The sequence below is a fragment of the Butyricimonas muris genome, from assembly GCF_046365375.1.
Taxonomy (GTDB): Bacteria; Bacteroidota; Bacteroidia; order Bacteroidales; family Marinifilaceae; genus Butyricimonas; species Butyricimonas muris.
Map to the genome: position 1 here is coordinate 1 of NZ_JBKEIT010000003.1, position 24,190 is coordinate 24,190.

Sequence of the window (24,190 nt, forward strand, 5' to 3'; positions counted from 1 at the left end):
GGGGGCGAGCATTTGAAAACCTACCATAGTAATATGGAAAGGCGTTGGGTGCTTAGCCTACACCACAAAATCTTATTCCCGATTACAACCATTATCATAATGGAAGCCTTCATAAACAAAATGCGCAGGTTAAAAGGCATCCGAAAGTTGATATTAATCGAGGAAGCGTGGAAAGCGATTGCAAGTGCAAATATGGCGGACTACATAAAATATTTATACAAAACCGTCCGCAAATATTTCGGGGAAGCGATTGTAGTCACCCAAGAAGTCGAAGATATAATTTCTTCGCCCGTTGTCAAAGAAAGTATCATTAACAACAGCGATTGTAAAATCTTGTTAGACCAGCGCAAATACCTGAATAAATTCGACAGCATCCAAAACCTGCTGGGACTGACGGATAAGGAACGTGCGCAAATACTTTCCATCAACATGGCAAACCATCCCGGACGAAAGTACAAGGAAGTTTTCTTTTCGCTGGGCGGCACGCAGTCGGCAGTGTACGCAACAGAAGTTAGTTTGGAAGAATACTACACGTACACAACGGAAGAAAGCGAAAAAATGGAACTGTTCACCCTCGCCGATAAGCTGGGCGGAAATCTCGAACTGGCGATAAAACGCCTTGCTGAAAGTAAAAGAAACCCCGATAAAACAACCACCTAAAAGATAACAAGATGAAACGGTTCAAAAGATTGTTTCCGGTATTGCTGTGCGCCTGCCTGCTGTCGATGGCAGCCTGCAAGGACAACACGCAAAAAGAACTGGAACGGATGCGGGGCGAATGGGTAAGCAAAAGCGGAAATACCGTTTTTGCCCTTTGGAACGATAACGGGCAATATAAGGTCACCCGCACGGTAAAAGTCCGGGGCAGGGAACTGACAAACACCTACGCCGTCCGGCAAACGGACGGATGCCTGTACATCGACACGGGCTTTGCGGTAGTGTTGACCTATGACGGCAAAACCGACCGGATTACCCTTTCTCCCGGTGGAGAATACCAAAGAAGTGACAAATCATTAAAACAGTAAATGTATGAAAACAAAATTATTTATCCTGATGGCGGTATGCCTGTCCTGCTTCGGCAGGGCTTCCGCCCAATGGGTCGTTACAGACCCGTCTAATTTGGCGCAAGGTATCATCAATACCGCCAAACAGATAGTACAAACGTCCACTACGGCAAACAATGTAATGAGCAATTTCAAGGAAACGCAGAAGATTTTCCAGCAGGGAAAAGAATACTACGATGCCCTGAAAAAAGTACACGATATTGTCAAGGGCGGAAAGAAAGTACAGAAAAGCATCCTGATGGTAGCGGAAATATCGGAAATCTATGTTACCAACTTTCAGAAAATGATGTCCGACAAAAATTATACGCCGCAGGAACTTACCGCTATATCTTTCGGATATGCCAAATTACTGGAAGAAAGTGCAGACGTATTGCAGGATTTAAAAAACGTGGTAAACATCAGCGGTATGTCAATGACCGATGCCGAACGGCTCGCCCTGATTGACCGGGCATATACCAGCCTGCTGAATTACCGCAATCTTGTGAACTACTATACCCGCAAAAATATTTCCGTTTCCTACCTGCGGGCAAAAAAGAAGAACGATACAGACCGGGTAATGGCTCTTTACGGCTCGGCGAATGAACGCTATTGGTAACATAAAGATAAAGAAATGCCTATGTTATTAGCAGCTATCGAATTTGACAACCTGCACCAGATTTTAAGGGCGTTGTATGATGAAATGATGCCCTTGTGCAGCAACATGACCGGGGTTGCGAAAGGTATTGCCGGATTGGGGGCTTTGTTTTACGTGGCGGCAAAAGTGTGGCAGTCGCTCGCACGTGCCGAACCTATAGACGTGTACCCGCTTCTGCGTCCCTTTGCGCTGGGGCTGTGTATCATGTTTTTCCCGACTTTCGTGCTGGGGACTATCAACACCGTGCTTTCCCCGGTTGTCCGGGGCTGTAACGACCTGCTCCAAACGCAGACATTCGATATGAACGAATATCGACAGCAGAAAGACAAACTGGAATATGAAGCCCTGATGCGAAACCCGGAAACGGCTTACCTTGCTTCGGATGAAGAATTTGACCGACAACTGGAAGAACTGGGGTGGTCGCCCTCCGACATGATTACCATGACGGGAATGTATATGGATAGGGCGGCATACGATATAAAAAAATCAGTCCGGGACTGGTTCAGGGAACTGCTGGAACTGATGTTTCAGGCGGCGGCTTTGATTATCGACACGCTACGCACGTTCTTTTTAATCGTGTTGTCTATACTGGGTCCGCTGGCGTTTGCGATTTCCGTTTATGACGGTTTCCAAAGCACGCTGACCCAGTGGATAACACGTTATATCTCGATTTACTTGTGGCTACCCGTGGCAGATTTGTTCAGCAGTGTGCTGGCACGCATACAAACACTGATGCTGCAAAGGGACATTGAGGAACTTTCAGACCCGAATTTCATACCGGACGGAAGCAATTCGGTATATATCATCTTTATGATTATCGGTATCGTGGGCTACTTTACCATTCCTACCGTGGCGGGTTGGATTGTGTCGGCTGGCGGGACAAGCGGTTACAACCGGAATGTAACCAAAGCGGGCGTACTCGCTGGTGCGGCGGCTGGTGCAGCTACCGGGAAGATTGCCGGAAAACTGCTGAAATAAAAAATAACTATCATCATTAAAACAATAAAAGGATGGAATTTAAAAGTTTAACGAACATCGAAACGAGTTTCCGGCAAATTAGGCTTTTTGCGCTGGTATTTATATGCCTGTGCGCCCTGATAACGGGCTTTGCCGTGTGGAACTCTTACAGCTTCGCCGAAGCACAACGGCAGAAAATATACGTCTTGGATAACGGTAAAAGCCTGATGCTGGCACTTTCGCAGGATATGGCGCAAAACAGACCCGTGGAAGCCAAATCACACGTGAAACGTTTTCATGAACTGTTCTTCACGTTGTCCCCCGATAAGGATGCCATCGAAAGCAACGTCAAACGCTCGCTTTTCCTTGCCGATAAGAGTGCCTTTAATTATTATAAAGACTTGGCGGAAAAAGGATATTACAACCGGGTGATTAGCGGGAATATCAATCAAACGGTGGAAATTGACAGTATAAAATGCGATTTCAACCAGTACCCTTACCGGGTCAATACCTATGCCCGACAAATGATTATCAGGGAAAGCAGTCTGACAGTGCGAAGTCTTATTACTTCGTGCCGGTTGCTGAACGCTACCCGCAGCGACAATAACCCGCACGGCTTTATCATGGAAGCGTTCACCATTATGGAAAACAAGGATTTGCAAACACTTAAACGGTAAAAGTATGAAAGTGAAAAAGAATTGCATCGAAAAGGTGCAGGATTGGGCGGACGACAAATTGCGCCAAATGTGCGGGCGTATCACGCCGGGAAAAAGGCTGACAGTTATACTCCTTATGTTTGTGTTCTTCGGCGGTATGTCCATCTATATAACCGTGTCCTCTATTTACAATATCGGAAAACGGGACGGGCAGCGGTTACAAATCGAACATATCAGGCAGTTGCCCTTACAGCAGACAAACGACAGTATCAACCCTTTAAATTATCCGAACGATGGAAGAAGTACAGAAGAATGAAATGGGAACAACCGTACCGGAAACAGACGGCAGACCTTTAAAAGAAGAAAAGCCAAAACGGGAACTGACCCCGCAGCAGGCGCAACAACGAAAGAAAATGATTGTTTTTCCCCTGATGTTCCTTGCCTTTGCAGGCTGTATGTACCTGATTTTTGTGCCGTCCTCGAATGACGGGACGAAACGGGAAGAAGTGGGCGGCTTCAATGCCGATATTCCCCTGCCGACAGAGGACGGAATAATAGCCGATAAACAGAAAGCCTACGAAGCCGCGCAACTGGAACGGAAACAACGGGAGAAAATGAAAACCTTGCAGGATTTCGGTTTCACGCTGGGCGACCAGCAGGAAGCGGCAGAATTGGAACTGATACCGGAAAGCGAAGAAGAACCGCAAAATCCCGGCGGTTCTGCCTACCGGGGTGGCAGTTCATCCGTCAGGGCTTCCGCCGATGCCTACCGGAATATCAACCAGCAGTTAAGTACATTCTACGAAACGCCCAAAGAAGATAAGGAAAAAGAAGAACTTAAAAGGCAGGTAGAGGAACTGACGGCAAAACTGGAAGATAAAGAAAAGGCTTCCATCGGAGTGGACGACCAAATGGCAATATTGGAAAAATCGTATGAACTGGCAGCAAAATATAACCTGAACGGGGAACAAAACGGGCAGGTGGCGCAGGTTGCACCAGCCGGGACAATCACCCAAAAACCGCAGGCTTACCCGGTACAGGCAGTACGGGAAAACACCGTTTCCGGATTGCAGCAGCCGATGAACGATGTAGAATTTATACAGGCATACAGCCAAAACCGGAACTACGGTTTCAATACGGCAGTTGGTACGGGTTACGCAATGGGAAAGAACACGATAGCTGCCTGCATACACCAAGACCAAACCCTGACAGACGGACAGACGGTTAAACTACGACTGCTCGAACCCTTGCAAGCCGGAAACATACTGGTAGCCAAAAACACGGTCGTATCGGGGACGGTAAAAGTACAGGGCGAAAGGCTGGACGTGCTGGTGTCCTCGATAGAGTATGCCGGAAACATTATTCCGGTAGAACTTGCCGTGTTTGACACGGACGGGCAAAAAGGTTTGTCCGTTCCGTCCTCAATGGAACAGGAAGCCTTTAACGAAGCTATGGCAAACATAGGCAGCGGGCTGGGAACAAGTATTTCTTTTGCCCGTAGTGCCGGGCAGCAAGTGGCAATGGACGTGACAAGGGGCTTGTTACAAGGTACGTCCGGTTATCTTGCGAAAAAATTCAGGACTGTAAAAGTAAAGCTGAAAGCAGGCTATAAAGTCATGCTGTATGCCAAACAACAATAATTATTTAACCACTAAAATTCCAATTAGAAATGAAAAAGATTTTTGTAATGTTCGCCCTTTTGCTGGGCGTAGTAACTGTAAAAGCACAAACTACCGACACGGTGCAATATGTAGCAGGCAACAACTTGTATCAGGGGATAACCCGGAAATTACCCTACCGACAAATGGTAACACCCTACGGCGTGGAAATTACGTTCGCCAAAACGGTACATATTATTTTCCCGTCTGCCGTACGTTACGTGGATTTGGGAAGCAACCATATCATAGCCGGAAAAGCGGACGGGGCGGAAAATGTTATCCGGGTGAAAGCCACGACAGAGGACTTTCCGGGTGAAACTAATTTCAGCGTGATTTGTGAAGATGGCAGTTTTTATTCCTTTAATGCGAAATATGCCCGTGAACCGGAACTGCTGAACATTGAAATGAAAGACTTCTTAGAAAATGAAGACACGTCCGATTTCTCGCATACCCGAATGAACATTTATTTCCGGGAACTGGGGAACGAAAGCCCGTTGTTGGTAAAGCTGATAATGCAGAGTATCTACAAGAATAACGACCGCAAAATACGGCATTTAGGTAGCAAACGTTTCGGCATCCAGTTTTTAATCAAGGGAATTTATACCTACAACGGAATGTTATATGTACATACCCAAACGAAGAACAGTTCAAACGTGCCGTTTGATACGGATTTTATCAAGTTTAAAATAGTGGACAAAAAAGTTCCTAAAAGAACGGCTATTCAGGAAACGGTATTGGATGCGGTACGCAGCTATAACGAAGTAATAGAAGTTGCCGGGAAAAGCGTTGTCCGCACGGTGTACGCCCTGCCGAAATTCACTATACCGGACGACAAATTGCTACTGGTGGAACTCTACGAGAAAAACGGCGGACGACATCAGGTTATCCGGGTGGAGAACGCCGACATCGTGAACGCCGAAGTGATTAACGAACTTAAAATCAAATAAGGATGAAACGGTCTTTAATCATTATGACCCTTTTTGCGTTGTGCCTGACTTTTAACCAGGCACACGCACAAAGGTATCTGCCGGGAATGAAAGCCTTGCAGGTTACGGCAGGAATGGCGGACGGCGTACACTGGAACGATAACACGGATTTTGCTTACCACATCGGGGTTGCATACAGCGTTTACACCAAAAATGCAAATCGCTGGGTTCTCGGCGGGGAATACCTCGAAAAACGATACAATTATAAGGACATAAAAATACCTGTACAGCAGTTTACCGCAGAGGGCGGCTATTACCTGAACTTCCTTTCAGACAGGCGGAAAACCTTTTTCCTTTCGCTGGGATTGTCGGCACTCGCCGGGTACGAAACGAGCAACCGGGACAAAAAGATATTGCCGGATGGTTCTACATTGCTGGATAAGGATTGTTTTGTGTACGGCGGGGCTTTAACGCTGGAACTGGAAGCCTACCTGACTGACCGGGTGGTACTTCTCCTGAATGCAAGGGAACGGATGTTGTTCGGCTCGGACATCGGCAAGTTTCACACGCAGGTAGGCGTAGGAGTAAAATTTATCATCAACTAACCGCTATATAACAATGGATATGAAGAATGTAACATATAAAATCATTATGGGCTGCTACATCATGGTCGCCCTTGTACTTGTCACTGCCTGTAATGACAACTTGGATATTCAGCAGGCGTACCCGTTCAGCATCGAAACGCTACCCGTACCCAAAAAACTGAAAGTCGGGGAAACGGCGGAAATTCGCTGCCAGTTGGTTAGGGATGGGCGTTACCTGCCGACAACCTACCAAATACGGTATTTTCAGCCGGACGGAAAAGGGGCTTTGAAAATGGATAACGGCACGGTATTTTTACCGAATGATTTCTACCCGCTGGAGAAAGAAACATTCCGGCTTTATTATACCTCCGCATCGACCGACCAGCAGACTATTGACGTGTATGTGCAGGACAGTTTCGGGCAGTTGGTACAACTGACATTCAGTTTCAATAATGACAATGACAAGGAAGAATGAAAACAGCGGCATATATCTATTTCGCCTTTCTGATGGTGTCTTAGCTCTGCTCGATTTACAGTTTGCGTAATGCACCCACTGATGTGGAACTATGGGGCAGGGAACTGGAATAAACCACCAAAGGGTGTACTATAACAAAAATCCGTCGGTTGTTCTCGGCGGATTTTTGCATTTAAGGACAGGGAACATAAACGGTTTCTTTGCTATCTTTCTTTTCCGCCAACGGCTCACCGAAAGAAAGTAGCGGCGGCAAACCGCCGCCGTTCTTCTCAACTGATTTTAAGGCTTTTTATCAGCACATTTCTCTGTAACCATTCTTTCACACAATCTATGTTATATTCGCTCGTTATAACCGCCGTTTCTTCGTCTATGGGGGTGAAACGGGTACTTTCATAACTATTTACCCAACCTTGCAGGGAAGAAACACCCCACGCCGTTACATCATTACTGAAAAGGGTATCTATCCGGCTAATCGGTTCACCGAATATTATTACCATTGTCTGATAATCTGCTTTATCAGGTAATAATTTCAAGTGGTGCAACGTCCCGAAATCGTCTGTTTTGCGTCCCCACGCCCATACATCGTGGTATAAATCATCTCCCCACTGGTGCGGCGTGTCGAAACGTACTTTCACGCCTGTTGTATATTTGTCCTCTTGGGTGTCCTCAATAACGCCCGTTACCATCAAACCCGTAAAAATACACTCGCAACGCCTACCGATAAGTGCTTTGTTTACTTCTGTCGTTTTCATGTCCCTAAATTTTATTTATTATCACTTTGCATTTTCTTCTCTATCCACTTATCCCGCTGGCGGCGGCACTCGTCAAGCGTTTTAGCCAACGTACTGAAAAGTTCGCCGTCCGTGTGGCGGTAGTCATATTGATAATAAATTTGTCCCCTGAATGCGCCCAAGCAACATTTCACGTATTTTTCTTCTCCCGGTGTTTGGGTGATACTCACCCCGTTTTTGTTAAGTGATTGCATGATGTTCTATTTTTAATCGTTATAAAATCAGTAAGGAAAGCAACAAAAGGAAAAGGAACGCCACGCAAAGCCCGTAAAATAAGGATAAACAAACCCGAAGCAGGAAACAAGCCGCATAAAAGCCGAAAAATAAAACGGTAGCCGTCCCGATGCCTGTAATATGGTACACTACCCAAAGCAATGCAAGCCGTAGAACCAACTTATAAAACCTTTTCCTTTCCATTATTTTGAGTATTGCGGGCAGGGTATTATCCCCGCCCTGATTAGTATTTAAGCCGCACGGAATACAAAACCCTCGTCCATCCAGTAATCACACATGAATAAATCACGGGCGAATTTTTCATAATCGAAATAAGTCTTTGCAAACTCCGGCAGTTCATAACATTCTTCTACATATTCATAAGCGAAATCTTCTTCGTCCTCGTATTCGCCCAAAAATGCGTTTTGAAAATCCCGTACAAGGTCGTCCGCATCTTCGTTACTAAAATCACGGCTTTTATAGTTGCACCACACGAAAAAGGCTTCCTGCTCGGTGTCGCCTAAATCTTCCACCGCATCACGCAAAGCGAAAAAGTTTTCCGAAAGCCAGCTTTCGCCGATTAAGTTCTCCGGCACGTTCTCCCAGTCCTGAAACATAAATTCGGCATCTTCTTCGTCCTTGTGCAATTCCCGGCAGGCATCGTAAAATTCTTCCTTGTCCGAATAGTCCGAAAGGTCGAGCCACTTGCCAAAAAGTGAACCTGCATTGTACTTGCCGTATGTGCCTACATAAACTCTTGCTGCTGATAATGTCGTTGCTTCCATGATTGTAATTTTTTTAAGTTTATGCGGATTTGAGAGGTGAGGGAGTTGAGTTTCATAACCTTTTTCCTGTTTCTCGTAAATCCGACTTTTTTTTTATGCGTCTTCCGGTCGGGTCGGTCGTTTTCGTTTCACATAGGCATAAAAGGGTAGTGTTTAGACTTTGCAAGTTTTTGGCAAAAAAGACCTCGCAACCAGCGGGCGCAGGGAAGATTTTTTGCCAAACCTGAAAGGCTCGAACTTGCAAAGTCGTGAAGAACACGTAACTACCTTTGCCTATTGAAATGATAAAAACGACTGTCCCGGCTGGGGGACTGCTAAAGAGGAAGATTTACATTAAGAGGAACAGGTAAAAGGTCTAATCTATATTTTGTAGAGAAAGTTCCTGATGGGAACTTATTTTCTAAAATGGGAAAATGCGGGCGGCAAAGACAAGTGTATCGTCAGTTTATCTTACGATAGGCTTGTGCGGGTTTCCAATGGCTCTTTTCACGAAAATTAGTCGGCCATGCCACGCACGGCTGGCGTTTCGGGGAATGTACCAGTAGAAAAGGATATAAGAAATGCGGGTCGTCGGTGGACTTCCCGCAAGTTGAAAGAATATACTTTATTGGAATATATCGTATTAGGTGAAATTTCGTTACTGAAATCGTTACCTATTCGTTACCTGAACGGTCATAGGTAATGAAACCTACCGGACGGCGTTCTTTCTGCTGTTGGGACTGACTTAACAACTGGGTAAGGGCTTGGTAGATTTCATTAAATTGTGCATCCGTACTTACTTCCAGTTCTTCAATACGTTTCAGCAGTTCTTCGTAACCGATTACCATTTGGCGCATAAGGACAAACGCCCGCATGATGGATATATTCACGTCTATGGCGGTCTGACTACGCAACACGCTACTAAGCATAGCAACTCCCTGTTCTGTAAAGCAATCGGGAAGTACATAGCTGTGTTTCAGGCTCTCCGGCAACTGGTCACAATTTGTGACCAGTTCGTCCCATTCCTCTTTCGTCATAGTGAAACGAAAATCAGGTGGGAAGCGTTTTTCATTACGTTTCACCGCTTGTTTCAATACTTTGGTTTGCACTCCGTAAAGTTCTGCCAAATGAAAGTCAAGCATTACACGGTAACCCCTGATTTCAAAAATTTTGTTCTGAATGATTTGCAAGTCCATAATTCTATTATTTATAAATTAAACATGGTTTCCATATCTTTGAATTGCCCGGAAATAGCGGACATATCACTGGCTATCTTGTTTTTCGTAAAGCAAGTGACTGAAAGCGTACTTTTCAAAAGACTATGCCCCAATATTTTGGCTGCGGTTTCAAGGGGAATACCGTTTTCCGAAGCTATCGTGGTGGCAAATGTCCGGCGGGCTGAAAAAGTGGTGATAGTTTTGTTTATGCCACATTCAAAAGCTATTTCCCGTAACCGAATATTCATTACAGGCAAAGGAAAAAGCGGAAACAACCCGCCGTCCTCTTGTTGTCCTTTGTATTTCTTAATTATTTTATAAGGAATATCCAACAGGGGAATAGTACGGGAAAAACGGGTCATAGGAACATATATTCGCAAATAGTGGCTACCACTGGGTAACGTCATAAGTTGCTCTGCACGTAGCTTTTTTAAATCTTCATAAACCAGCCCGGTGAAGCAGGAGAATACAAAAACATCACGGACTTTTTCAAGATGTTCGGAAGAAAGTTTAGCCTTTAAAAAGGCGGTTAGTTCTTCACGGGTCAGATACTCTTTATGATACTGTCTTTTCATGTGCTTATTTGTTTTAAAAGTGAGTAATAATAAGGTAGAGAACCTGCCGTTTTAACGGCAAGTTCCTTGTTTAAAGGTTACAGGGCTTCTTTATAAATCTTCTCGATACCGACAAATTTCTTATCAAGTCCCTGCATATCGTTACCTATCTTATTATTGGTAATGCGGGCGTAAATTTGCGTGGTTTCTATATTGGTGTGTCCCAACATTTTGCTAACCGTTTCGATGGGAACACCCTTTGCAAGCGTGGTTGTGGTCGCAAATGTATGGCGGGCAAGGTGAAATGTCAAGTTCTTTTTAATCCCGCAAACGTCCGCTATTTCTTTCAAGTAGGCGTTAAGTTTTTGATTACTGATTACCGGAAGTATCTTACCGTTCGGCAGCTTGCCCTTATACTTCTTCAATATCATTTTGGGAATATCCAGCAAGGGAACATTTACGTCCGTATTGGTCTTTTGGCGTTTGGTGATTATCCATAACTTACCGTCAAAGGATTTGCGAACATTCTCTTGGGTAAGGTTGGCGACATCAATATAAGCCAAACCTGTGAAACAGGAAAAGACAAACAAGTCCCTGACGTTTTCCAACCGTTCGGAAACCATCTTCTTTTTAAGGATGATTTTTATTTCGTCCTCTGTCAAATACCCTCTATCCACTTTCTCCAAACGGATTTTATAATTGGCGAACGGGTCGCCAATCAAGATGCCGTTATTACGGGCTATCAGGATAATGCGTTTGAAGAACTGCATAAACTTGGCAGTCGTATTATAACTGCATTTGCAGGTAGTACGCAAATACAACTCGAAGTCTGTTATAAACATCGGAGTGATTTCATTAATGGCAATATCCGATATATTGTATTTGCTTTGGATAAACTCGGCAAGGTGGCGGCGGGTCACTTCGTATTTACGATAGGTGGCAATCGTCTTGGATATGCCGACCAACTGTTTCACATCGTCATTGTGCTTTTTGAAAAGGTCTAAAATGGTTTCGTGTTTTTCACTGTGTCCCAAAAATTCATTCTTCACCTTTTCGGCTGTCACATAGTTATCACGCCGTTGCTGTTCGTGGTAGATATTATTCAAGGATGCTTTTATATCCTCCAATAAGGCATTTATTCTGCCTGCATCCTTACCTTTGGCTTTACCTGCTGCCATATTCCAGTTTTCGGGCAGGATGCTTTGTTTCGTACTAAACTGGCACAACTTACCGTCAATGGTAATTCTTGCCATAATCATAACCTCGCCGTTCTTCTTTTCAGAACCTTTCTTTAAATAGAAAAGGACTTTAAATGTACTCTTCATAACCTCACATTTTTTAAGTTACAAAACTAATGATAACACTTTAAATGTGAGATATTTAGACAGTGGACAAATTCGGACTTCCTGCGGTCATTTTCGGACAAATCGTTACCGTTTTTGTCCGGTAGGGAATAGGTAACGATTTAGTAACGAAACTATGTCTTTTCAAGTCCTTTTGTTGTCTTGGAAACAAGACTTATAGGCAATAAAAAAACCTACAAATCGCTGATTTGTAGGTTTTTGTCCTCTTACTGTCCTCTTTTGTCCAGTAGGTTCTGCGGAGAGGGAGGGATTCGAACCCCCGGTACCTCGCGGTACAACGGTTTTCAAGACCGCCGCAATCGACCACTCTGCCACCTCTCCAAATGCGGATGCAAATATAAAGACTTTATCGGGCTTTCAAAATTATTTTCGTGTTTTTTTATTCAGCGCGTATTTCAAGTAAAAGTAACCGCATACTCCCGCGAATAAAGAGGCACCGATGATCCCGATCTTGGCTTGATTGAGCAACATGGCTCCTTCCTCGCCCATGCCGGAATACGAGAGGTTGGCGATAAACAGTGAAACCGTGAAGCCGATACCCCCGAGCAGGGAGATGCCGAAGAGCGTGCGTGTGTTCATTTTATCGGGCATCGTGAGCCACCCCGCCTTGATGCTGAGGTAGGTGAACGAGAAGATGCCGACCAGTTTGCCGACGACGAGCGATATGAAGATCGTTATCGACACGCCTTGCAGCGAGGCGAGCGTGAAGCCCTCGAACGAGATGCTGGCATTGGCGAAAGCGAAAAGCGGCATCACGATGTAGTTGACGAGGAAGCGCAGGTCGTCGTCCATGGCTTGTAGCGGGCTGACCACTTTGTCGGACGCCGACTCGATGCTTTTCAGTATGGATAATTCCGAGTTGCTGAGAATGATTTCGTTCGAGTCTTCGGGGAGGCGTTTGAGGCTTTCCCGGATGTTGTTGACGTATTTATATATATGCAGTTTCGGGCGGGCGGGCACGGTGAACGCCACGATAACCCCCGCGATGGTGGGGTGTATCCCTGCGTTAATGAACAGGCACCAGACGACGATACCGAAAAAGATAAAAAACAACTTGTTGTGTATGCCTTGCCGTCCCCCGATGTAAAGTAGTGCCACCACCGCGGTGGCGGCGATAATGTAGTTTATCACGAGATGGGAGCTGTAGAACAGGGCAATGATGATGATGCCCCCGATATCGTCCACCACGGCGAAAGCGGTCAGGAATATCTTGAGGCTGAGGGGGACTTTCTTACCCAACAGGGAAAGCACCCCGAGCGAGAACGCGATGTCGGTCGCCATAGGTATGGCGGCTCCCCGCATGGCAAGACCGGGTTGCCCGATGAGGCAGAACAGGAGGACGGGCATAATCATACCCCCGCAGGCCGCTACCACCGGGAGCAGGGCTTTGCGCGGTGTGGAAAGTTCGCCGACGAGCAGTTCCCGTTTGATTTCCAGTCCCACGGAGAAAAAGAAAATAGCCATGAGAGCATCGTTGATGAAGTCGAGTAACGTCATCGGGTTGCCGTCATGGCGGTCAAAGAGGTTGAAATTCCCGATAGTGAGGGAAATGTTTTTCGACAAGAGAGAGGTGTAGTGCTCTTGCAGGGGGGAGTTGGCGATAAGCATTGCCGCCACTGCCACGAATAGAAGAATAATACCCCCGTTAATCTTGGTTTGTATCAGTCTTCTAATGGAAAACTTGAAAGTTTCTTTGACCATTTTACATGCGGTTTATGAAATTTAACTCGTCGCGAATTTAATAAATAAAATTTAGAATTTAGAATTATCACGCTTTCACGTACCTGCTGTCCGAGAATGTCGTCCAGTCCGGCGAGCGGAAAAAGAGGTAGAGGTGGAGCGTCTCCGTCGGCGGGTAGCCGAGGTCGGGCAGTTGGATTTGGGCGAAACGTTCGCCGCGGGTGACATCCGTCACGACGAGCAACGGCATGTCGGGGTGCGATTCGTAGAAATACCCCATCATCAGCAGGTCGTCCGGGTTTGACAAGCCGTATTCCCTGTCGGGATGTTCCCACATGGGAAAGAGCAACAGGTCTTCGCGGTTTACCCGTGTTTCCCGCGGGGGCACGAGTTTGCCCTTGCAGAAAAAGAAATCGGGGAAGTAGTCCACGCCTAGCAATTTCGCGTCAAGCACGGGGTAGTTAATCATCTTGAAGATATCGAGGCGGTTTTTTCGGAATAGCTTCGCGTAAGCGTCCCACGCTATGCACAGTATGCCGTTGGTTCTGAAAAAGTTAATCGCGCAATCTGTCGCGACTTCGAGGGCTTCCCTCGATTCGATTTGTTTTTCCGTCGGCGGTTTTTTCGTTTTTTCCCGGGTACTTGGCATGGCGCATAGTTTCCCGTTGCGGTAGTAGAACGTGATTCCGTTTACCCGATACTTGCGCGGTCGTTCGTTTGATTCGTCTTCTATTTTCATGGTAGCCGATTTTAAGGTGTAACATATCCTCCCACGTTCCTCGACGACTTAAAATTAGTAAAAAATATTTACTTTATCAAGTATTTATCTGAATTTGTAGATAAGTTGCAGATAAGTTACAGATAAGTTACAGATAAGTAAGCGTGGGGGAAGGGAGGGGATTTATGATTTATGATTTCTTGATTTGTGATTGAAGGATTGCCAATCTAAAATCCTTCAATCTAAAATCATAAATCATAAATCTAAAATCAAGAAGTCCCCGAACAGAAAAGGCCGACCGCGGCTCTTCCCGGGTATGTTTCTTCCAGTTCGTGCTGGTGATAGAGGTATCCGGCGTCATCGTAGTATTTGGCATCCCGGGGGCATTTCTTGATGCAGGCACCGCATTTGATACAGATACCCGTGATTTCTTTCACGTTGTCGGGGTTAATCGAGCCCATGGGGCAGACTTTGGCGCATAGTCCGCAGTCATTGCAGCGGTCGTTGGTAAGGGGTTTCACCTTGCGTATGTCTATCGGGTTGCCGTGACGGTCACGGGGCGTGTAATACCCGCGATAGGGGTAAGGGGTGCCGGGTACTTCCACGAGGGGCGGTTCCGCGGGGAGCGTGTTGCACGCGGCGGCAACGTCAAGTGCGAAGGCGGCGGCGGTGTCGAGGTCGCGCGTGTCGGGACGGTCTTTCGCGAGAACGCGGGAGAACGAGTGTTCCCCGACGAAAGCGGCGGCGGCGACGGGGTGGAGTCCGCTGCGGGCGAGGATGTCCCGAAGTTCGACGAGGGCATCGTCGTAATTCCGGTTTCCGAACACGGTGACGGGTACCGCCAAAGCCCCGTTGCCCGCAATGGTGGCGAGGTAGGGGAGTAGTACGTTGGGTACTCGTCCGGCATAGACGGGGGTACCGAAAACGACGAGTTCGTCGTCGTCGAAGACCAACGGGGCGGTTCTCGCCTCGGGCAAGGTGAAATCATACTCGCCGCGAGTGGCGTTCAACGCCCGCGCGATGTGCTTTGCCACGGTGGCGACCACTTCCCGCGTGGTTCCCGTCGGGCTGAAGTAGACCGCCCGCACTCGTTTTATCGTTCTCATTTCTTGTAGTATTCTTTGAACCATCGCGCGAAGCGGGCGATACCCGTTTCCAGCGAGGTGTAGGGCGTGTAATCGTAGTCTTCTCGCAACCGGGTGGTGTCCGCCCATGTCCGGTAGACGTCACCCGCCTGCATCCCCACGAATTCTTTGCGGGCAACGCGTCCCATGTGTTTTTCCAGCAGGTGGACGAAATCCATGAGTTGCACGGGGGAGCCGTGCCCTATGTTATATATGGTAGCGGGTACGCCGGGTACATCTTCCCGAATTACGCCGGGAGTGGTGACGATTTTCTCTATTCCCGTGACGATATCGTCGATATAGGTGAAGTCGCGCGACAGGTCGCCGTTGTTAAAGACGCGTATGGTTTCGTCGTTCCGTATGGCGTTGGCGAAGAGCATGGGTGCCATGTCCGGGCGACCGAACGGCCCGTATACCGTGAAGAAGCGTAGCCCGATGGTTTGCAGCTTGTAGAGATGGGCGTAGGTGAACGCCATCAGTTCGTTGCCCTTCTTCGTGGCGGCGTAGATGCTGATAGGGTGGTCTACGTTGTCCGTTTCCTTGAAAGGTACGGATGGGTTGTTCCCGTACACGGACGATGACGAGGCGTATATGAATTTCTTGCAGTTCGCTTTTTTGCTCGCTTCCAGTAGGTTGAGGAAGCCTACCACGTTACTCTGCACGTAACTCTCCGGGTTCGTCAGGCTGTAGCGCACGCCTGCCTGTGCCGCGAGGTTCACCACGGCGTCGAAGCGGCAGGTTTCCATCAGCCGGTTCACGGCTTCCGCGTCGCAGAGGTCTATCTGGCAAAAGGTGTAAGCGGGGTATCGCGCGGACACGATTTCTTTTTTCGGTTCGGGATGGTCTATCCCGCACTCGTGCAGGCGGTCGAGTTTGAGCGATACGTCGTAATAATGGTTGATAGAGTCGATACCGTACACGGTATGTCCCGATGCCAGTAGTTTCCGCGCCAGGTAGAAACCGATGAAACCCGCTGTTCCCGTTACTAGGATATTCATGTTGCTTGTCGTTTTAGTTTATTGTTCCGTTCATGTTGTCGTTCGCGTTTATCGTGCCTAACTTGACGGGCACGATGCGGTTAGCCAGTGTCCGGTCGTAAGGCAGTTCCACCCGGATGTAGTTATCCGTGAATCCGCATATAGACCCGTCCGTTTCGCTGTCCTCGAACAGCACGGGGCGCGTTTCGTTCTCGTGTGCCGTGTAGAACGAGCGCAGTTTCTGTTCGGATATGTCGAGCAGGACGTTTACCCGGCGGTGTTTTTCCGCTTGCGACACGATATACGGGATTTCGAGCGCTTTGGTTCCGGCGCGTTCCGAGTAAGGGAACACGTGCAGTTGCGACACGTCGAGTCCCGCGATAAATTCCCGCGCGTCCTCGAATGCCTCGGGCGTTTCTCCCCGCGCTCCCGCTATCACGTCCACGCCGATGAAGGCGTCGGGGCGAAGGGTCTTGATTTCCCGCACCTTGGCGGCGAATAGTTCCCGGTCGTAGCGGCGTTTCATGAGGTGCAACACCTCGTTGCTGCCCGATTGCAGCGGCACGTGGAAGTGCGGCATAAAACGGCGCGACGATGCCACGAAGCGGATGATTTCGTCCGTCAACAGGTTCGGCTCGATGGACGATACCCGGAAACGCTCGACTTCTTCCACCTCGTCCAAGGCTTGCAGGAGCTGGGAGAAGGTTTCGCCCGTGCCCCGCCCGAAGTCGCCCGTGTTCACGCCCGTGAGGATGATTTCCCGTATGCCTCGCGCGGCGGCATCCCGCGCGGCATCGAGTACGGCGCGGATGGTGGCGCTGCGGCTTCGCCCGCGAGCGAAAGGAATGGTGCAATAGGTGCAGAAATAGTCGCAACCGTCCTGTATCTTGAGGAAGCTGCGGGTGCGGTCGCCATAGGAGTAAGCGAGGTCGAAGTTGCCCACTTTAAAGATGTCGCACGAGTGCGGTTCTTGTTTTTCCTGTTCTTCGAGGTGGGTGAGGTAATGTGCCACGTTGAATTTGTCCCGCGCGCCGAGCACGAGGTTCACTCCCTCGATAGCCATGATTTCCCGTGCCCGCAACTGCGCGTAGCATCCTACCACGACTATGTAGGCGCCGGGGTTCCGGTGCACGATTTTCCGTATCAGTTGCCGTCCCTTTTTCTCCGCTATGTCGGTGACGCTGCACGTGTTGATGACGAAGATGTCCGCTCCCTCTTTTTCTCCCGCGGTCACCGCTCCCGCCTGTTCGAGGCTGTGCTTGATCGTGGAGGTTTCCGAGAAATTCAGTTTGCATCCTAAAGTGACGTACGCCACTCTCTTCCCTGCTATATTCATGCGTGATTGTTTTTTACATCTTAGGGGGGCAAAGATAGAAAAAAGTTTATAAGGTTCATAAGGTTTATAAGGTTCATAAAGTGACGGGTGTCCTTCGGACTGTGTTTATCGGCAGCCATGCTGCTGTGGATAAAGCGCCCGCGAGGGTCAATCAACTTTATAAACTTTATAAACCTTATAAACCTTATGAACTTTTTTTGTAACTTGCCGCGTCAATAATATATTGGAAGAGATGAGATATTACGTTATAGCCGGGGAGGCATCGGGTGATTTGCACGCCTCGAATTTGATCAAGGGATTAAGACACCATGACTCTGCCGCCGAGGTGCGCGGGTGGGGTGGGGATTTGATGCGTGCCGCCGGGTGTGACATCGTGCGTCATTACAAGGATACCGCTATCATGGGGTTTCTTACCGTATTGAAGAATCTCGACAAGATTAAGGCGAATATCGACGAGTGTCGCCGGGATATTCTTGCGTGGCGACCGGATGTCGTGATTCTCGTCGATTACGGTGGCTTTAACTTGCGCGTGGCGAAGTTTATCAAGGAGGCGGGTATCCCTGTCTATTATTATATATCGCCGAAGATATGGGCGTGGAACACGGGACGGGTGAAGAAGATCAAACGCTTGGTCGATCGGATGTTCGTGATTTTCCCTTTCGAGGTGGATTTCTACGCCCGGTACGGTTACCCGGTTTATTACGCGGGCAACCCGCTGGTGGATGCTATCCACGACCGGGATCACAAGAATGAATCATTCGAGGAGTTTACCCGCGTGAACGGGTTGTCGGGCAAACCGATTATCGCTCTCGTGGCGGGTAGCCGCGCGCAGGAGTTGAAGCACGTGCTGCCGAAGATGTTGCTGATGATGCCTCATTTCCCCGACCACGAGTTCGTGATCGCGGGGGCGCCCTCGATGATGGATGCCGATTACGCTCCTTATATTCAAGGGAAGAACGTGCGGATTGTTTACGGGCAGACTTATCGCCTCGTGAAGCAAGCCCGTGCCGCGCTGGTCACGTCCGGCACGGCGACGCTGGAAACCGCTATCCTCGGAACCCCGCAAGTGGTTTGTTATAGCGGGGAAGGTGGTGCTCTCAGTTATTTCCTGTTCAAGACTTTCGTGAAAGTGAAATATATCTCTCTCGTGAATCTGATCGCGGGGAGGGAGGTGGTGCCCGAGTTGCTTATGCAAAAGCTGAACGAACGCAATATCCTGCGGGAGCTTTCCGCTATCCTGCCCGACGGGGAAAACCGCGAGCGGATGTTGTCCGGTTATCGTGAAGTGAACGGACGGTTGGGAGAACCCGGTGCGTCGGAGCGGTTCGCGGAGATGATGATAAAGGAACTTACTAATTTTAGATTTTAGATTTTAGATTTTAGATTTTAGATTGAGTGATTGAAAAGATTCCCGAAGCAACTTGCTGAAGGCAAATGCAACCTTTAATTCGCTGAAAGCGAATTAAAGATAACCTCCCGTTTCCGGCCCCATGTTAAAAAGCAGGTCTATGATACTGAGATTGGGGGTAAATGGGAAACGCTCGGCAAAGGTCTGGTGGTATGGTTTGGGCGTGAAAGGGCGTTCTGCGCGGCGGCGGGACGGTTTTGGGTGGATGACGTCACGGAGGTCGTCGTGGTTCACGGTGATGGGGTAATAATCTTCCGTGAACGTGAGGGGGCGGTTAAGACCGATGTTTTCCATGAGCTCGCGTAATATTTTCGTGTTGAGGTCGAGGAGGTATTTTTCTTTTCGCTCGAAGAAGGGAAGAAGGTTGTCAATATAATAGTCGTAATAAGGCGAATTTTTGTAGGCGGATTCGATGCCCTTGAAGTGGAGTTTCTGCCAGTTGGTGGAATAGTCAACGAGTACGTCTTTCGTGAGAATCTTGAGGGAAGCCCCTTTCACGACAGGAACGGAGAGGGTCATGACGCCGTTGGCGGTCATGATGTCGCAACGGTTACGATAACTTTGTTTCCCGTAACTCTCGTGTTGTTCGACGAGTATTTCCGAACAGTTCTTGATCTCCGAGAAGTATTGAATCGGGGGAAAATAGGCGGTGTTGACGAGTATATTCATATATTTTTGTTCATTTACGATTTATGATTTCTTGATTTATGATTGAAAAATCAAACGTGTCGGCTTTGTGGCTTTTTTAGCGTGGCAAAGATAAGAATTTTTCATTTGAACGGAAATCTGTAATATTTTCTCTTTTTTGACAAATATATACCTAAAAAGTATGGAATGTGGTTCAATTGTTGTATATTGTAAGGCGAAAAGAATATTGTCCCGGTTCGGTGGGGGACTTCACGGGTTGGCAAGAAAGGAGGATAATTTTTTACCCGTGAATAGAACAAAAGCCATGATTCCACGTAAATTAATGGTAACCGTTTTCTAACCGGATTGTAACATTAAAGCGGTTGATTTGAAAAGTAATTGATTAAAAAAAGATATATGATGCTAAAACTCGTGGAACAAGATAAATTATTACAGCCGTACGAGGGGATTATCGAGCGGAGGCACCGTCAGGTGCTGGATATGGAGCGGGAGTTCACGTACAGGACTACACGGTTGGCTGATTCGTGTAACTCTTATTTATATTACGGGTTACACCGGACGGCGAACGAATGGGTGTTCCGGGAATGGGCACCGAACGCCACGGCGATTTATTTCCTCGGGGAGTTTAATGATTGGCGGAAGCATCCCGATTACGCACTTACCAAAGCGGGCAGCGGGAATTGGGAAATTCGTCTTCCGGCGGATGTATTGGCTCACGAGATGCTGTATCGTCTACTGGTGGAATGGGACGGCGGGAGCGGCGAACGTCTGCCTTCACACGTCAGACGGGTGGTACAGGACGAATACACGAAAGTGTACAGCGCGCAGGTATGGGAGCCGCTGCATCCCTATTTGATGCACAACGAGCGACCGCCCCGTGCGGAGAATCCCCTGATTTACGAGGCGCATATTGGTATGGCGACGGAGCACCGGAGGGTGGCGACATTCACGGAATTTCGTTTGTTCGTGTTGCCCCGGATCGTGGACTTGGGGTACAACACGATACAATTGATGGCGATACAGGAACACCCGTATTACGGTTCGTTCGGTTATCAAGTGGCTAATTTCTTCGCCGTGAGTTCCCGTTTCGGGACTCCGGAAGAGTTGAGAGCCTTGATTGACGCGGCACACGGTATGGGGGTTCGGGTGATCATGGATATCGTGCATTCTCACGCGGTGAACAACGAGGAGGAGGGGTTAAGTCGTTTTGACGGCACGACAGACCAGTATTTCTATCCCGGTGCGAGGGGACACCACCCGTTGTGGGATTCGCGTTGTTTTGATTACGGGAAGCATGAAGTGTTGAATTTCCTGTTGTCGAACTGTAAATACTGGTTGGAGGAGTTTCATTTTGACGGTTTTCGTTTTGACGGGATCACGAGTATGCTCTACTGGGATCACGGTATCGAACGGAGTTTCACGGAATACTCGATGTATTACGACGGGAACGAGGACGAGAACGCGATTACTTATCTGGCTTTGGCAAACCGGGTGATTCATCAAGTATTGCCCGATGCGATTTCCATAGCCGAAGACGTGAGCGGTATGCCCGGCGTGGCTTCCCCGATAGAGGACGGGGGGATGGGTTTCGATTACCGGATGAACATGGGTACGCCGGATTACTGGATTAAATTGCTGAAAGAGAAACGGGACGAGGAGTGGCACGTGGGCGATCTGTTCTACGAGTTGACGAACAAGCGGGATGAGGAACACACGATCAGTTACGCCGAGAGTCACGATCAAGCGTTGGTGGGTGACAAGACGATCTTTTTCCGGCTGGTGGATAAGGCCGTTTACACTTCGATGAGTGTGTTTGACTCGAATGTCATTGTAGACCGGGGCATGGCGCTTCACAAGATGATCCGACTGGTGACGATAGGCACGGCGGCGGACGGTTATCTGAATTTCATGGGTAACGAGTGGGGGCATCCGGAATGGATAGATTTCCCGCGGGAGGGCAACGGTTGGAGCTACGAGCACGCCCGGAGGTTGTGGAGTCTGGTTGACGACGAGAACCTGCGTTTCCGTTTCCTCAACGTTTTCGATAAAGCCATGTTGCAGGCTGTAACGGATAACCGCGTGTTCGATTGGCGTCCGGAACCGCTGGTTCGGGATAACGAGCGGCAGATATTGATCTTTACGCGGGGGGACGTGATGTTCGTGTTTAACTTCAACCCGGAGAAGTCTTTCCCGGATTACAAGTTTGACGCACCTTCCGGTAAGTTTACCTATATTCTGGACACGGATGACAAGGCATTTGACGGGGCGGGACGAATAAACCACGGGACGGAACATTTCACCCGTTACGTGTCGCCCGGTCGGGGACAGTTAAGTTTATATATACCCGCGAGAACGGGGATGATCTTACGACGATCATAGAATAATTTATGATTTATGATTGACGATTTACGATTAATGAAATCTGCAATTATAAATCTAAAATCATTAAATCTAAAATTGAAACATGAGTTATTTGAATTTCAACAAAGAAGAATTGGTTAACTTGGAATATTCCTTAAAAAGAGAGGTGCTTTCGACCAATAGGGCCGGGGGATATTTTTCGACGACCATAGTCTGTTGTAACACGAGGAAGTATCACGGGTTACTGGTAGTGCCGATCAAGGAGTTCGGCGGGGAGAACCACGTGTTGTTGTCCTCGTTGGACGAAACGATAGTTCAGCACGGCAAGGAATTTAACTTGGGTATACACAAATACCCCGGGATATACGAGCCTCGCGGGCATAAATATATCGTAGATCTGGAATATGATCCGCTGTTTACATTGACGTATCGGGTAGGAGGCGTCGTATTAAAAAAAGAAATCTTGATGGTGCACAATGAGGCACAGTTATTGATACGTTATACATTGGAAGACGCTCATTCGGAAACGTTTTTGCGTTTGAAGCCGTTTCTTGCCTATCGCAACGCGCACGCGTTGAGCCGGGCGAATATGATGGCAAACACGAAGTACGAGACGGTTGAAAACGGTATCCGTTCGAAGCTCTACGTCGGGTTTCCGGCGTTGAATATGCAGTTGAGCAAGGCGAACGAGTTCGTGGCGGTACCCGACTGGTATTATAATATAGAATACTTGGAGGAGAAGGCACGCGGGTATGATTACAAGGAAGATTTGTTCGTGCCGGGATACTTGGAGGTGCCGATCAAGAAAGGAGAAAGTATCATTTTTTCCGCTTCGACGGAGGAAGTAAAAACCGGCGGTTTGAAACGTAAGTTCCAACAATTGGAGGAAAAACGGAAACACCGTGACGATTGCGAGAGTTGCCTGACCTATTCCGCTTCGCAGTTTATCGTGCATGACGGTAAAGACACGGAGGTGGTGGCGGGTTACCCGTGGTTCGGGCGATGGGGACGTGACACGTTTATAGCCTTGCCCGGTTTGACGTTGGCTGCTTGCGGCAACTTGAAGGAGTGTAAAGAAGTGCTCGACACGATGTCGCGGCAGTTACACAACGGCTTGTTCCCGAATATCGGTAAGGGGGATAAAGCTGCATATAACTCGATAGATGCCCCGATGTGGTACTTTTGGGCGGTGCAACAGTATGACGAGGCTCTGAACGAACCGGGAGTGATATGGAAGACCTACGGGAGCAAGATGAAAGCGATACTGACGGCGTTCCGGGACGGTATTAACCCCGGGTTGCACATGGACGGTAACGGTCTGATTTGGGCGTCGCAGCCCGGCAAAGCGTTGACGTGGATGGATGCCGTGGTAAAAGGTGTGCCTGTGACAGCCAGAGCCGGGTATGCCGTTGAGATCAACGCATTATGGTACAATGCCGTTTGCTACTCGTTAAAGTTGGCAGAAGAGGCAAAAGACAAGAAATTTGTTGAAGAATGGAAAGATATGCCGGAGTTGATACGGAAGTCGTTCGTAGAAACTTTCTGGAACGAGGAAAAGGGGTATCTGGCGGATTATGCGGACGAGCGGGGACAGAATCTGTGGGTAAGACCCAATCAGGTATTCGCTTGTTCTTTAGCTTATTCCCCGATTACCGATGACATGAAAGAAAGCGTGTTGAGGGTGATTACCAAAGAATTGTTGACCCCCAAGGGACTCCGTACCTTGTCACCCGAGAACCCGAATTATCACGGGCATTACGAGGGCGACCAGAATCACCGGGACGAAGCGTATCATCAAGGTACGGTATGGCCTTGGCTGATCGGGGCGTATATAGAAGCGAATTTGAAGTTGTATGGGAAACAGTTTTTACCCGAGGCGAAGGAGTTGTTGGATGGATTCGAGGATGATATGACGCTTTACGGGGTATGTTCGATTGCCGAAGTGTATGATGGTGATCCTCCACATCACCCGAACGGAAGCATATCTCAAGCTTGGAGTGTGGGAGAAGTCTTGAGAAGCATGGAATTAATTAGAAAATATGAATAAATCATTCATGTTGCCACACATATAAATTATATAA

26 protein-coding genes and 1 tRNA gene are annotated in these 24,190 nt (G+C 48.0%); 13 read left to right on the plus strand and 14 right to left on the minus strand.

Annotated features, from left to right (window positions below; translation table 11 throughout):
* The 10 genes from ACK8P8_RS05325 to ACK8P8_RS05370 form a co-directional block, all read left to right on the plus strand.
* Window positions 1–660 (plus strand): TraG family conjugative transposon ATPase (locus tag ACK8P8_RS05325; protein WP_410025595.1); only part of this gene is annotated, 660 nt, incomplete at its 5' end.
* An 11-nt stretch (window positions 661–671) separates the two neighbouring features.
* Window positions 672–1,025, plus strand: a complete 354-nt coding sequence (locus ACK8P8_RS05330) for a DUF3876 domain-containing protein (protein ID WP_041505361.1) — start codon at window positions 672–674, stop codon at window positions 1,023–1,025.
* Window positions 1,026–1,029: 4 nt separating this feature from the next.
* On the plus strand, window positions 1,030–1,659 hold the full coding sequence (locus tag ACK8P8_RS05335; protein ID WP_007665449.1) for a DUF4141 domain-containing protein: 630 nt from the start codon (window positions 1,030–1,032) through the stop codon (window positions 1,657–1,659).
* A 21-nt stretch (window positions 1,660–1,680) separates the two neighbouring features.
* Entirely contained in the window at window positions 1,681–2,676 is a 996-nt protein-coding gene (gene traJ, locus ACK8P8_RS05340) for a conjugative transposon protein TraJ (protein ID WP_085930043.1), read from the plus strand.
* A 32-nt stretch (window positions 2,677–2,708) separates the two neighbouring features.
* Window positions 2,709–3,332, plus strand: coding sequence for a conjugative transposon protein TraK (traK, locus tag ACK8P8_RS05345; RefSeq protein WP_007665451.1), 624 nt, complete (start codon window positions 2,709–2,711; stop codon window positions 3,330–3,332).
* Window positions 3,333–3,336: 4 nt separating this feature from the next.
* Complete coding sequence (locus tag ACK8P8_RS05350) at window positions 3,337–3,627, plus strand: TraL conjugative transposon family protein (protein WP_007665452.1); 291 nt, start codon at window positions 3,337–3,339, stop codon at window positions 3,625–3,627.
* Entirely contained in the window at window positions 3,605–4,951 is a 1,347-nt protein-coding gene (gene traM / locus ACK8P8_RS05355) for a conjugative transposon protein TraM (RefSeq protein WP_007665453.1), read from the plus strand. The genes ACK8P8_RS05350 and traM overlap by 23 nt, the downstream gene beginning before the upstream one ends.
* 29 nt (window positions 4,952–4,980) lie before the next feature.
* Complete coding sequence (gene traN / locus ACK8P8_RS05360) at window positions 4,981–5,916, plus strand: conjugative transposon protein TraN (RefSeq protein ID WP_007665454.1); 936 nt, start codon at window positions 4,981–4,983, stop codon at window positions 5,914–5,916.
* Between the two features lie 2 nt (window positions 5,917–5,918).
* A complete protein-coding gene (locus ACK8P8_RS05365; protein WP_215710561.1) occupies window positions 5,919–6,500 on the plus strand; it encodes a conjugal transfer protein TraO in 582 nt (193 codons plus the stop codon).
* A 13-nt stretch (window positions 6,501–6,513) separates the two neighbouring features.
* A complete protein-coding gene (locus ACK8P8_RS05370; RefSeq protein WP_215710562.1) occupies window positions 6,514–6,954 on the plus strand; it encodes a DUF3872 domain-containing protein in 441 nt (146 codons plus the stop codon).
* 269 nt (window positions 6,955–7,223) lie between these two features.
* Here ACK8P8_RS05370 and ACK8P8_RS05375 read toward each other — a convergent pair whose 3' ends face one another.
* The 13 genes from ACK8P8_RS05375 to mtaB form a co-directional block, all read right to left on the minus strand.
* Window positions 7,224–7,706, minus strand: a complete 483-nt coding sequence (locus ACK8P8_RS05375; RefSeq protein WP_410025596.1) for a DUF7258 domain-containing protein — start codon at window positions 7,704–7,706, stop codon at window positions 7,224–7,226.
* Window positions 7,707–7,717: 11 nt separating this feature from the next.
* A complete protein-coding gene (locus tag ACK8P8_RS05380) occupies window positions 7,718–7,939 on the minus strand; it encodes a DUF3873 domain-containing protein (RefSeq protein ID WP_007665459.1) in 222 nt (73 codons plus the stop codon).
* 19 nt (window positions 7,940–7,958) lie between these two features.
* Entirely contained in the window at window positions 7,959–8,162 is a 204-nt protein-coding gene (locus tag ACK8P8_RS05385; RefSeq protein WP_081450327.1) for a hypothetical protein, read from the minus strand.
* Window positions 8,163–8,209: 47 nt separating this feature from the next.
* A complete protein-coding gene (locus ACK8P8_RS05390) occupies window positions 8,210–8,743 on the minus strand; it encodes an antirestriction protein ArdA (RefSeq protein ID WP_007665461.1) in 534 nt (177 codons plus the stop codon).
* Between the two features lie 653 nt (window positions 8,744–9,396).
* On the minus strand, window positions 9,397–9,918 hold the full coding sequence (locus ACK8P8_RS05395; RefSeq protein WP_007665464.1) for an ORF6N domain-containing protein: 522 nt from the start codon (window positions 9,916–9,918) through the stop codon (window positions 9,397–9,399).
* Window positions 9,919–9,929: 11 nt separating this feature from the next.
* Window positions 9,930–10,514, minus strand: coding sequence for a site-specific integrase (locus ACK8P8_RS05400; protein ID WP_007665465.1), 585 nt, complete (start codon window positions 10,512–10,514; stop codon window positions 9,930–9,932).
* A gap of 77 nt (window positions 10,515–10,591) precedes the next feature.
* Window positions 10,592–11,818: a site-specific integrase gene (locus ACK8P8_RS05405; protein WP_007665466.1), complete on the minus strand. Its 1,227-nt coding sequence runs from the start codon at window positions 11,816–11,818 to the stop codon at window positions 10,592–10,594.
* 275 nt (window positions 11,819–12,093) lie between these two features.
* Window positions 12,094–12,178: transfer RNA gene (locus tag ACK8P8_RS05410), tRNA-Ser, on the minus strand.
* A 42-nt stretch (window positions 12,179–12,220) separates the two neighbouring features.
* Entirely contained in the window at window positions 12,221–13,558 is a 1,338-nt protein-coding gene (gene nhaA / locus ACK8P8_RS05415) for a Na+/H+ antiporter NhaA (protein ID WP_410025597.1), read from the minus strand.
* A gap of 67 nt (window positions 13,559–13,625) precedes the next feature.
* On the minus strand, window positions 13,626–14,276 hold the full coding sequence (locus ACK8P8_RS05420; protein ID WP_410025598.1) for a hypothetical protein: 651 nt from the start codon (window positions 14,274–14,276) through the stop codon (window positions 13,626–13,628).
* Window positions 14,277–14,524: 248 nt separating this feature from the next.
* Window positions 14,525–15,385 (minus strand): EFR1 family ferrodoxin, encoded by an 861-nt coding sequence (locus ACK8P8_RS05425; RefSeq protein WP_410025600.1) that lies wholly within the window; start codon window positions 15,383–15,385, stop codon window positions 14,525–14,527.
* On the minus strand, window positions 15,358–16,377 hold the full coding sequence (locus tag ACK8P8_RS05430) for an NAD-dependent epimerase/dehydratase family protein (RefSeq protein WP_410025601.1): 1,020 nt from the start codon (window positions 16,375–16,377) through the stop codon (window positions 15,358–15,360). The genes ACK8P8_RS05425 and ACK8P8_RS05430 overlap by 28 nt, the downstream gene beginning before the upstream one ends.
* Window positions 16,378–16,390: 13 nt before the next feature.
* Window positions 16,391–17,692: a tRNA (N(6)-L-threonylcarbamoyladenosine(37)-C(2))-methylthiotransferase MtaB gene (gene mtaB, locus ACK8P8_RS05435; RefSeq protein WP_410025602.1), complete on the minus strand. Its 1,302-nt coding sequence runs from the start codon at window positions 17,690–17,692 to the stop codon at window positions 16,391–16,393.
* A 232-nt stretch (window positions 17,693–17,924) separates the two neighbouring features.
* Between mtaB and lpxB the strand changes: the two genes are divergently transcribed.
* Window positions 17,925–19,061: a lipid-A-disaccharide synthase gene (gene lpxB, locus ACK8P8_RS05440; protein ID WP_186975017.1), complete on the plus strand. Its 1,137-nt coding sequence runs from the start codon at window positions 17,925–17,927 to the stop codon at window positions 19,059–19,061.
* Between the two features lie 93 nt (window positions 19,062–19,154).
* On the opposite strand, the gene ACK8P8_RS05445 is transcribed toward lpxB, so the two are convergent.
* Window positions 19,155–19,769: a WbqC family protein gene (locus tag ACK8P8_RS05445; protein WP_369860914.1), complete on the minus strand. Its 615-nt coding sequence runs from the start codon at window positions 19,767–19,769 to the stop codon at window positions 19,155–19,157.
* Window positions 19,770–20,144: 375 nt separating this feature from the next.
* Between ACK8P8_RS05445 and ACK8P8_RS05450 the strand changes: the two genes are divergently transcribed.
* Together ACK8P8_RS05450 and ACK8P8_RS05455 are read left to right on the plus strand one after the other, a co-directional pair.
* Window positions 20,145–22,127 (plus strand): alpha amylase C-terminal domain-containing protein, encoded by a 1,983-nt coding sequence (locus ACK8P8_RS05450; protein WP_410025603.1) that lies wholly within the window; start codon window positions 20,145–20,147, stop codon window positions 22,125–22,127.
* A gap of 85 nt (window positions 22,128–22,212) precedes the next feature.
* The gene (locus tag ACK8P8_RS05455) at window positions 22,213–24,156 is read left to right on the plus strand and encodes an amylo-alpha-1,6-glucosidase (RefSeq protein WP_410025604.1); all 1,944 of its coding nucleotides are present in this window, start codon (window positions 22,213–22,215) and stop codon (window positions 24,154–24,156) included.
* The last annotated feature ends 34 nt before the right edge of the window (window positions 24,157–24,190 follow it).

Coding starts and splice junctions, on each gene's coding strand:
- nhaA (WP_410025597.1), bottom strand. CDS start 13,558: ATGGTCAAAGAAACTTTCAAGTTTTCCATTAGAAGACTGATACAAACC.
- ACK8P8_RS05420 (WP_410025598.1), bottom strand. CDS start 14,276: ATGAAAATAGAAGACGAATCAAACGAACGACCGCGCAAGTATCGGGTA.
- ACK8P8_RS05335 (WP_007665449.1), top strand. CDS start 1,030: ATGAAAACAAAATTATTTATCCTGATGGCGGTATGCCTGTCCTGCTTC.
- ACK8P8_RS05385 (WP_081450327.1), bottom strand. CDS start 8,162: ATGGAAAGGAAAAGGTTTTATAAGTTGGTTCTACGGCTTGCATTGCTT.
- ACK8P8_RS05380 (WP_007665459.1), bottom strand. CDS start 7,939: ATGCAATCACTTAACAAAAACGGGGTGAGTATCACCCAAACACCGGGA.
- traM (WP_007665453.1), top strand. CDS start 3,605: ATGGAAGAAGTACAGAAGAATGAAATGGGAACAACCGTACCGGAAACA.
- traK (WP_007665451.1), top strand. CDS start 2,709: ATGGAATTTAAAAGTTTAACGAACATCGAAACGAGTTTCCGGCAAATT.
- lpxB (WP_186975017.1), top strand. CDS start 17,925: ATGAGATATTACGTTATAGCCGGGGAGGCATCGGGTGATTTGCACGCC.
- ACK8P8_RS05370 (WP_215710562.1), top strand. CDS start 6,514: ATGGATATGAAGAATGTAACATATAAAATCATTATGGGCTGCTACATC.
- ACK8P8_RS05390 (WP_007665461.1), bottom strand. CDS start 8,743: ATGGAAGCAACGACATTATCAGCAGCAAGAGTTTATGTAGGCACATAC.
- ACK8P8_RS05455 (WP_410025604.1), top strand. CDS start 22,213: ATGAGTTATTTGAATTTCAACAAAGAAGAATTGGTTAACTTGGAATAT.
- ACK8P8_RS05405 (WP_007665466.1), bottom strand. CDS start 11,818: ATGAAGAGTACATTTAAAGTCCTTTTCTATTTAAAGAAAGGTTCTGAA.
- ACK8P8_RS05350 (WP_007665452.1), top strand. CDS start 3,337: ATGAAAGTGAAAAAGAATTGCATCGAAAAGGTGCAGGATTGGGCGGAC.
- traN (WP_007665454.1), top strand. CDS start 4,981: ATGAAAAAGATTTTTGTAATGTTCGCCCTTTTGCTGGGCGTAGTAACT.
- ACK8P8_RS05425 (WP_410025600.1), bottom strand. CDS start 15,385: ATGGTTCAAAGAATACTACAAGAAATGAGAACGATAAAACGAGTGCGG.
- traJ (WP_085930043.1), top strand. CDS start 1,681: ATGTTATTAGCAGCTATCGAATTTGACAACCTGCACCAGATTTTAAGG.
- mtaB (WP_410025602.1), bottom strand. CDS start 17,692: ATGAATATAGCAGGGAAGAGAGTGGCGTACGTCACTTTAGGATGCAAA.
- ACK8P8_RS05375 (WP_410025596.1), bottom strand. CDS start 7,706: ATGAAAACGACAGAAGTAAACAAAGCACTTATCGGTAGGCGTTGCGAG.
- ACK8P8_RS05445 (WP_369860914.1), bottom strand. CDS start 19,769: ATGAATATACTCGTCAACACCGCCTATTTTCCCCCGATTCAATACTTC.
- ACK8P8_RS05330 (WP_041505361.1), top strand. CDS start 672: ATGAAACGGTTCAAAAGATTGTTTCCGGTATTGCTGTGCGCCTGCCTG.
- ACK8P8_RS05365 (WP_215710561.1), top strand. CDS start 5,919: ATGAAACGGTCTTTAATCATTATGACCCTTTTTGCGTTGTGCCTGACT.
- ACK8P8_RS05400 (WP_007665465.1), bottom strand. CDS start 10,514: ATGAAAAGACAGTATCATAAAGAGTATCTGACCCGTGAAGAACTAACC.
- ACK8P8_RS05395 (WP_007665464.1), bottom strand. CDS start 9,918: ATGGACTTGCAAATCATTCAGAACAAAATTTTTGAAATCAGGGGTTAC.
- ACK8P8_RS05450 (WP_410025603.1), top strand. CDS start 20,145: ATGATGCTAAAACTCGTGGAACAAGATAAATTATTACAGCCGTACGAG.
- ACK8P8_RS05430 (WP_410025601.1), bottom strand. CDS start 16,377: ATGAATATCCTAGTAACGGGAACAGCGGGTTTCATCGGTTTCTACCTG.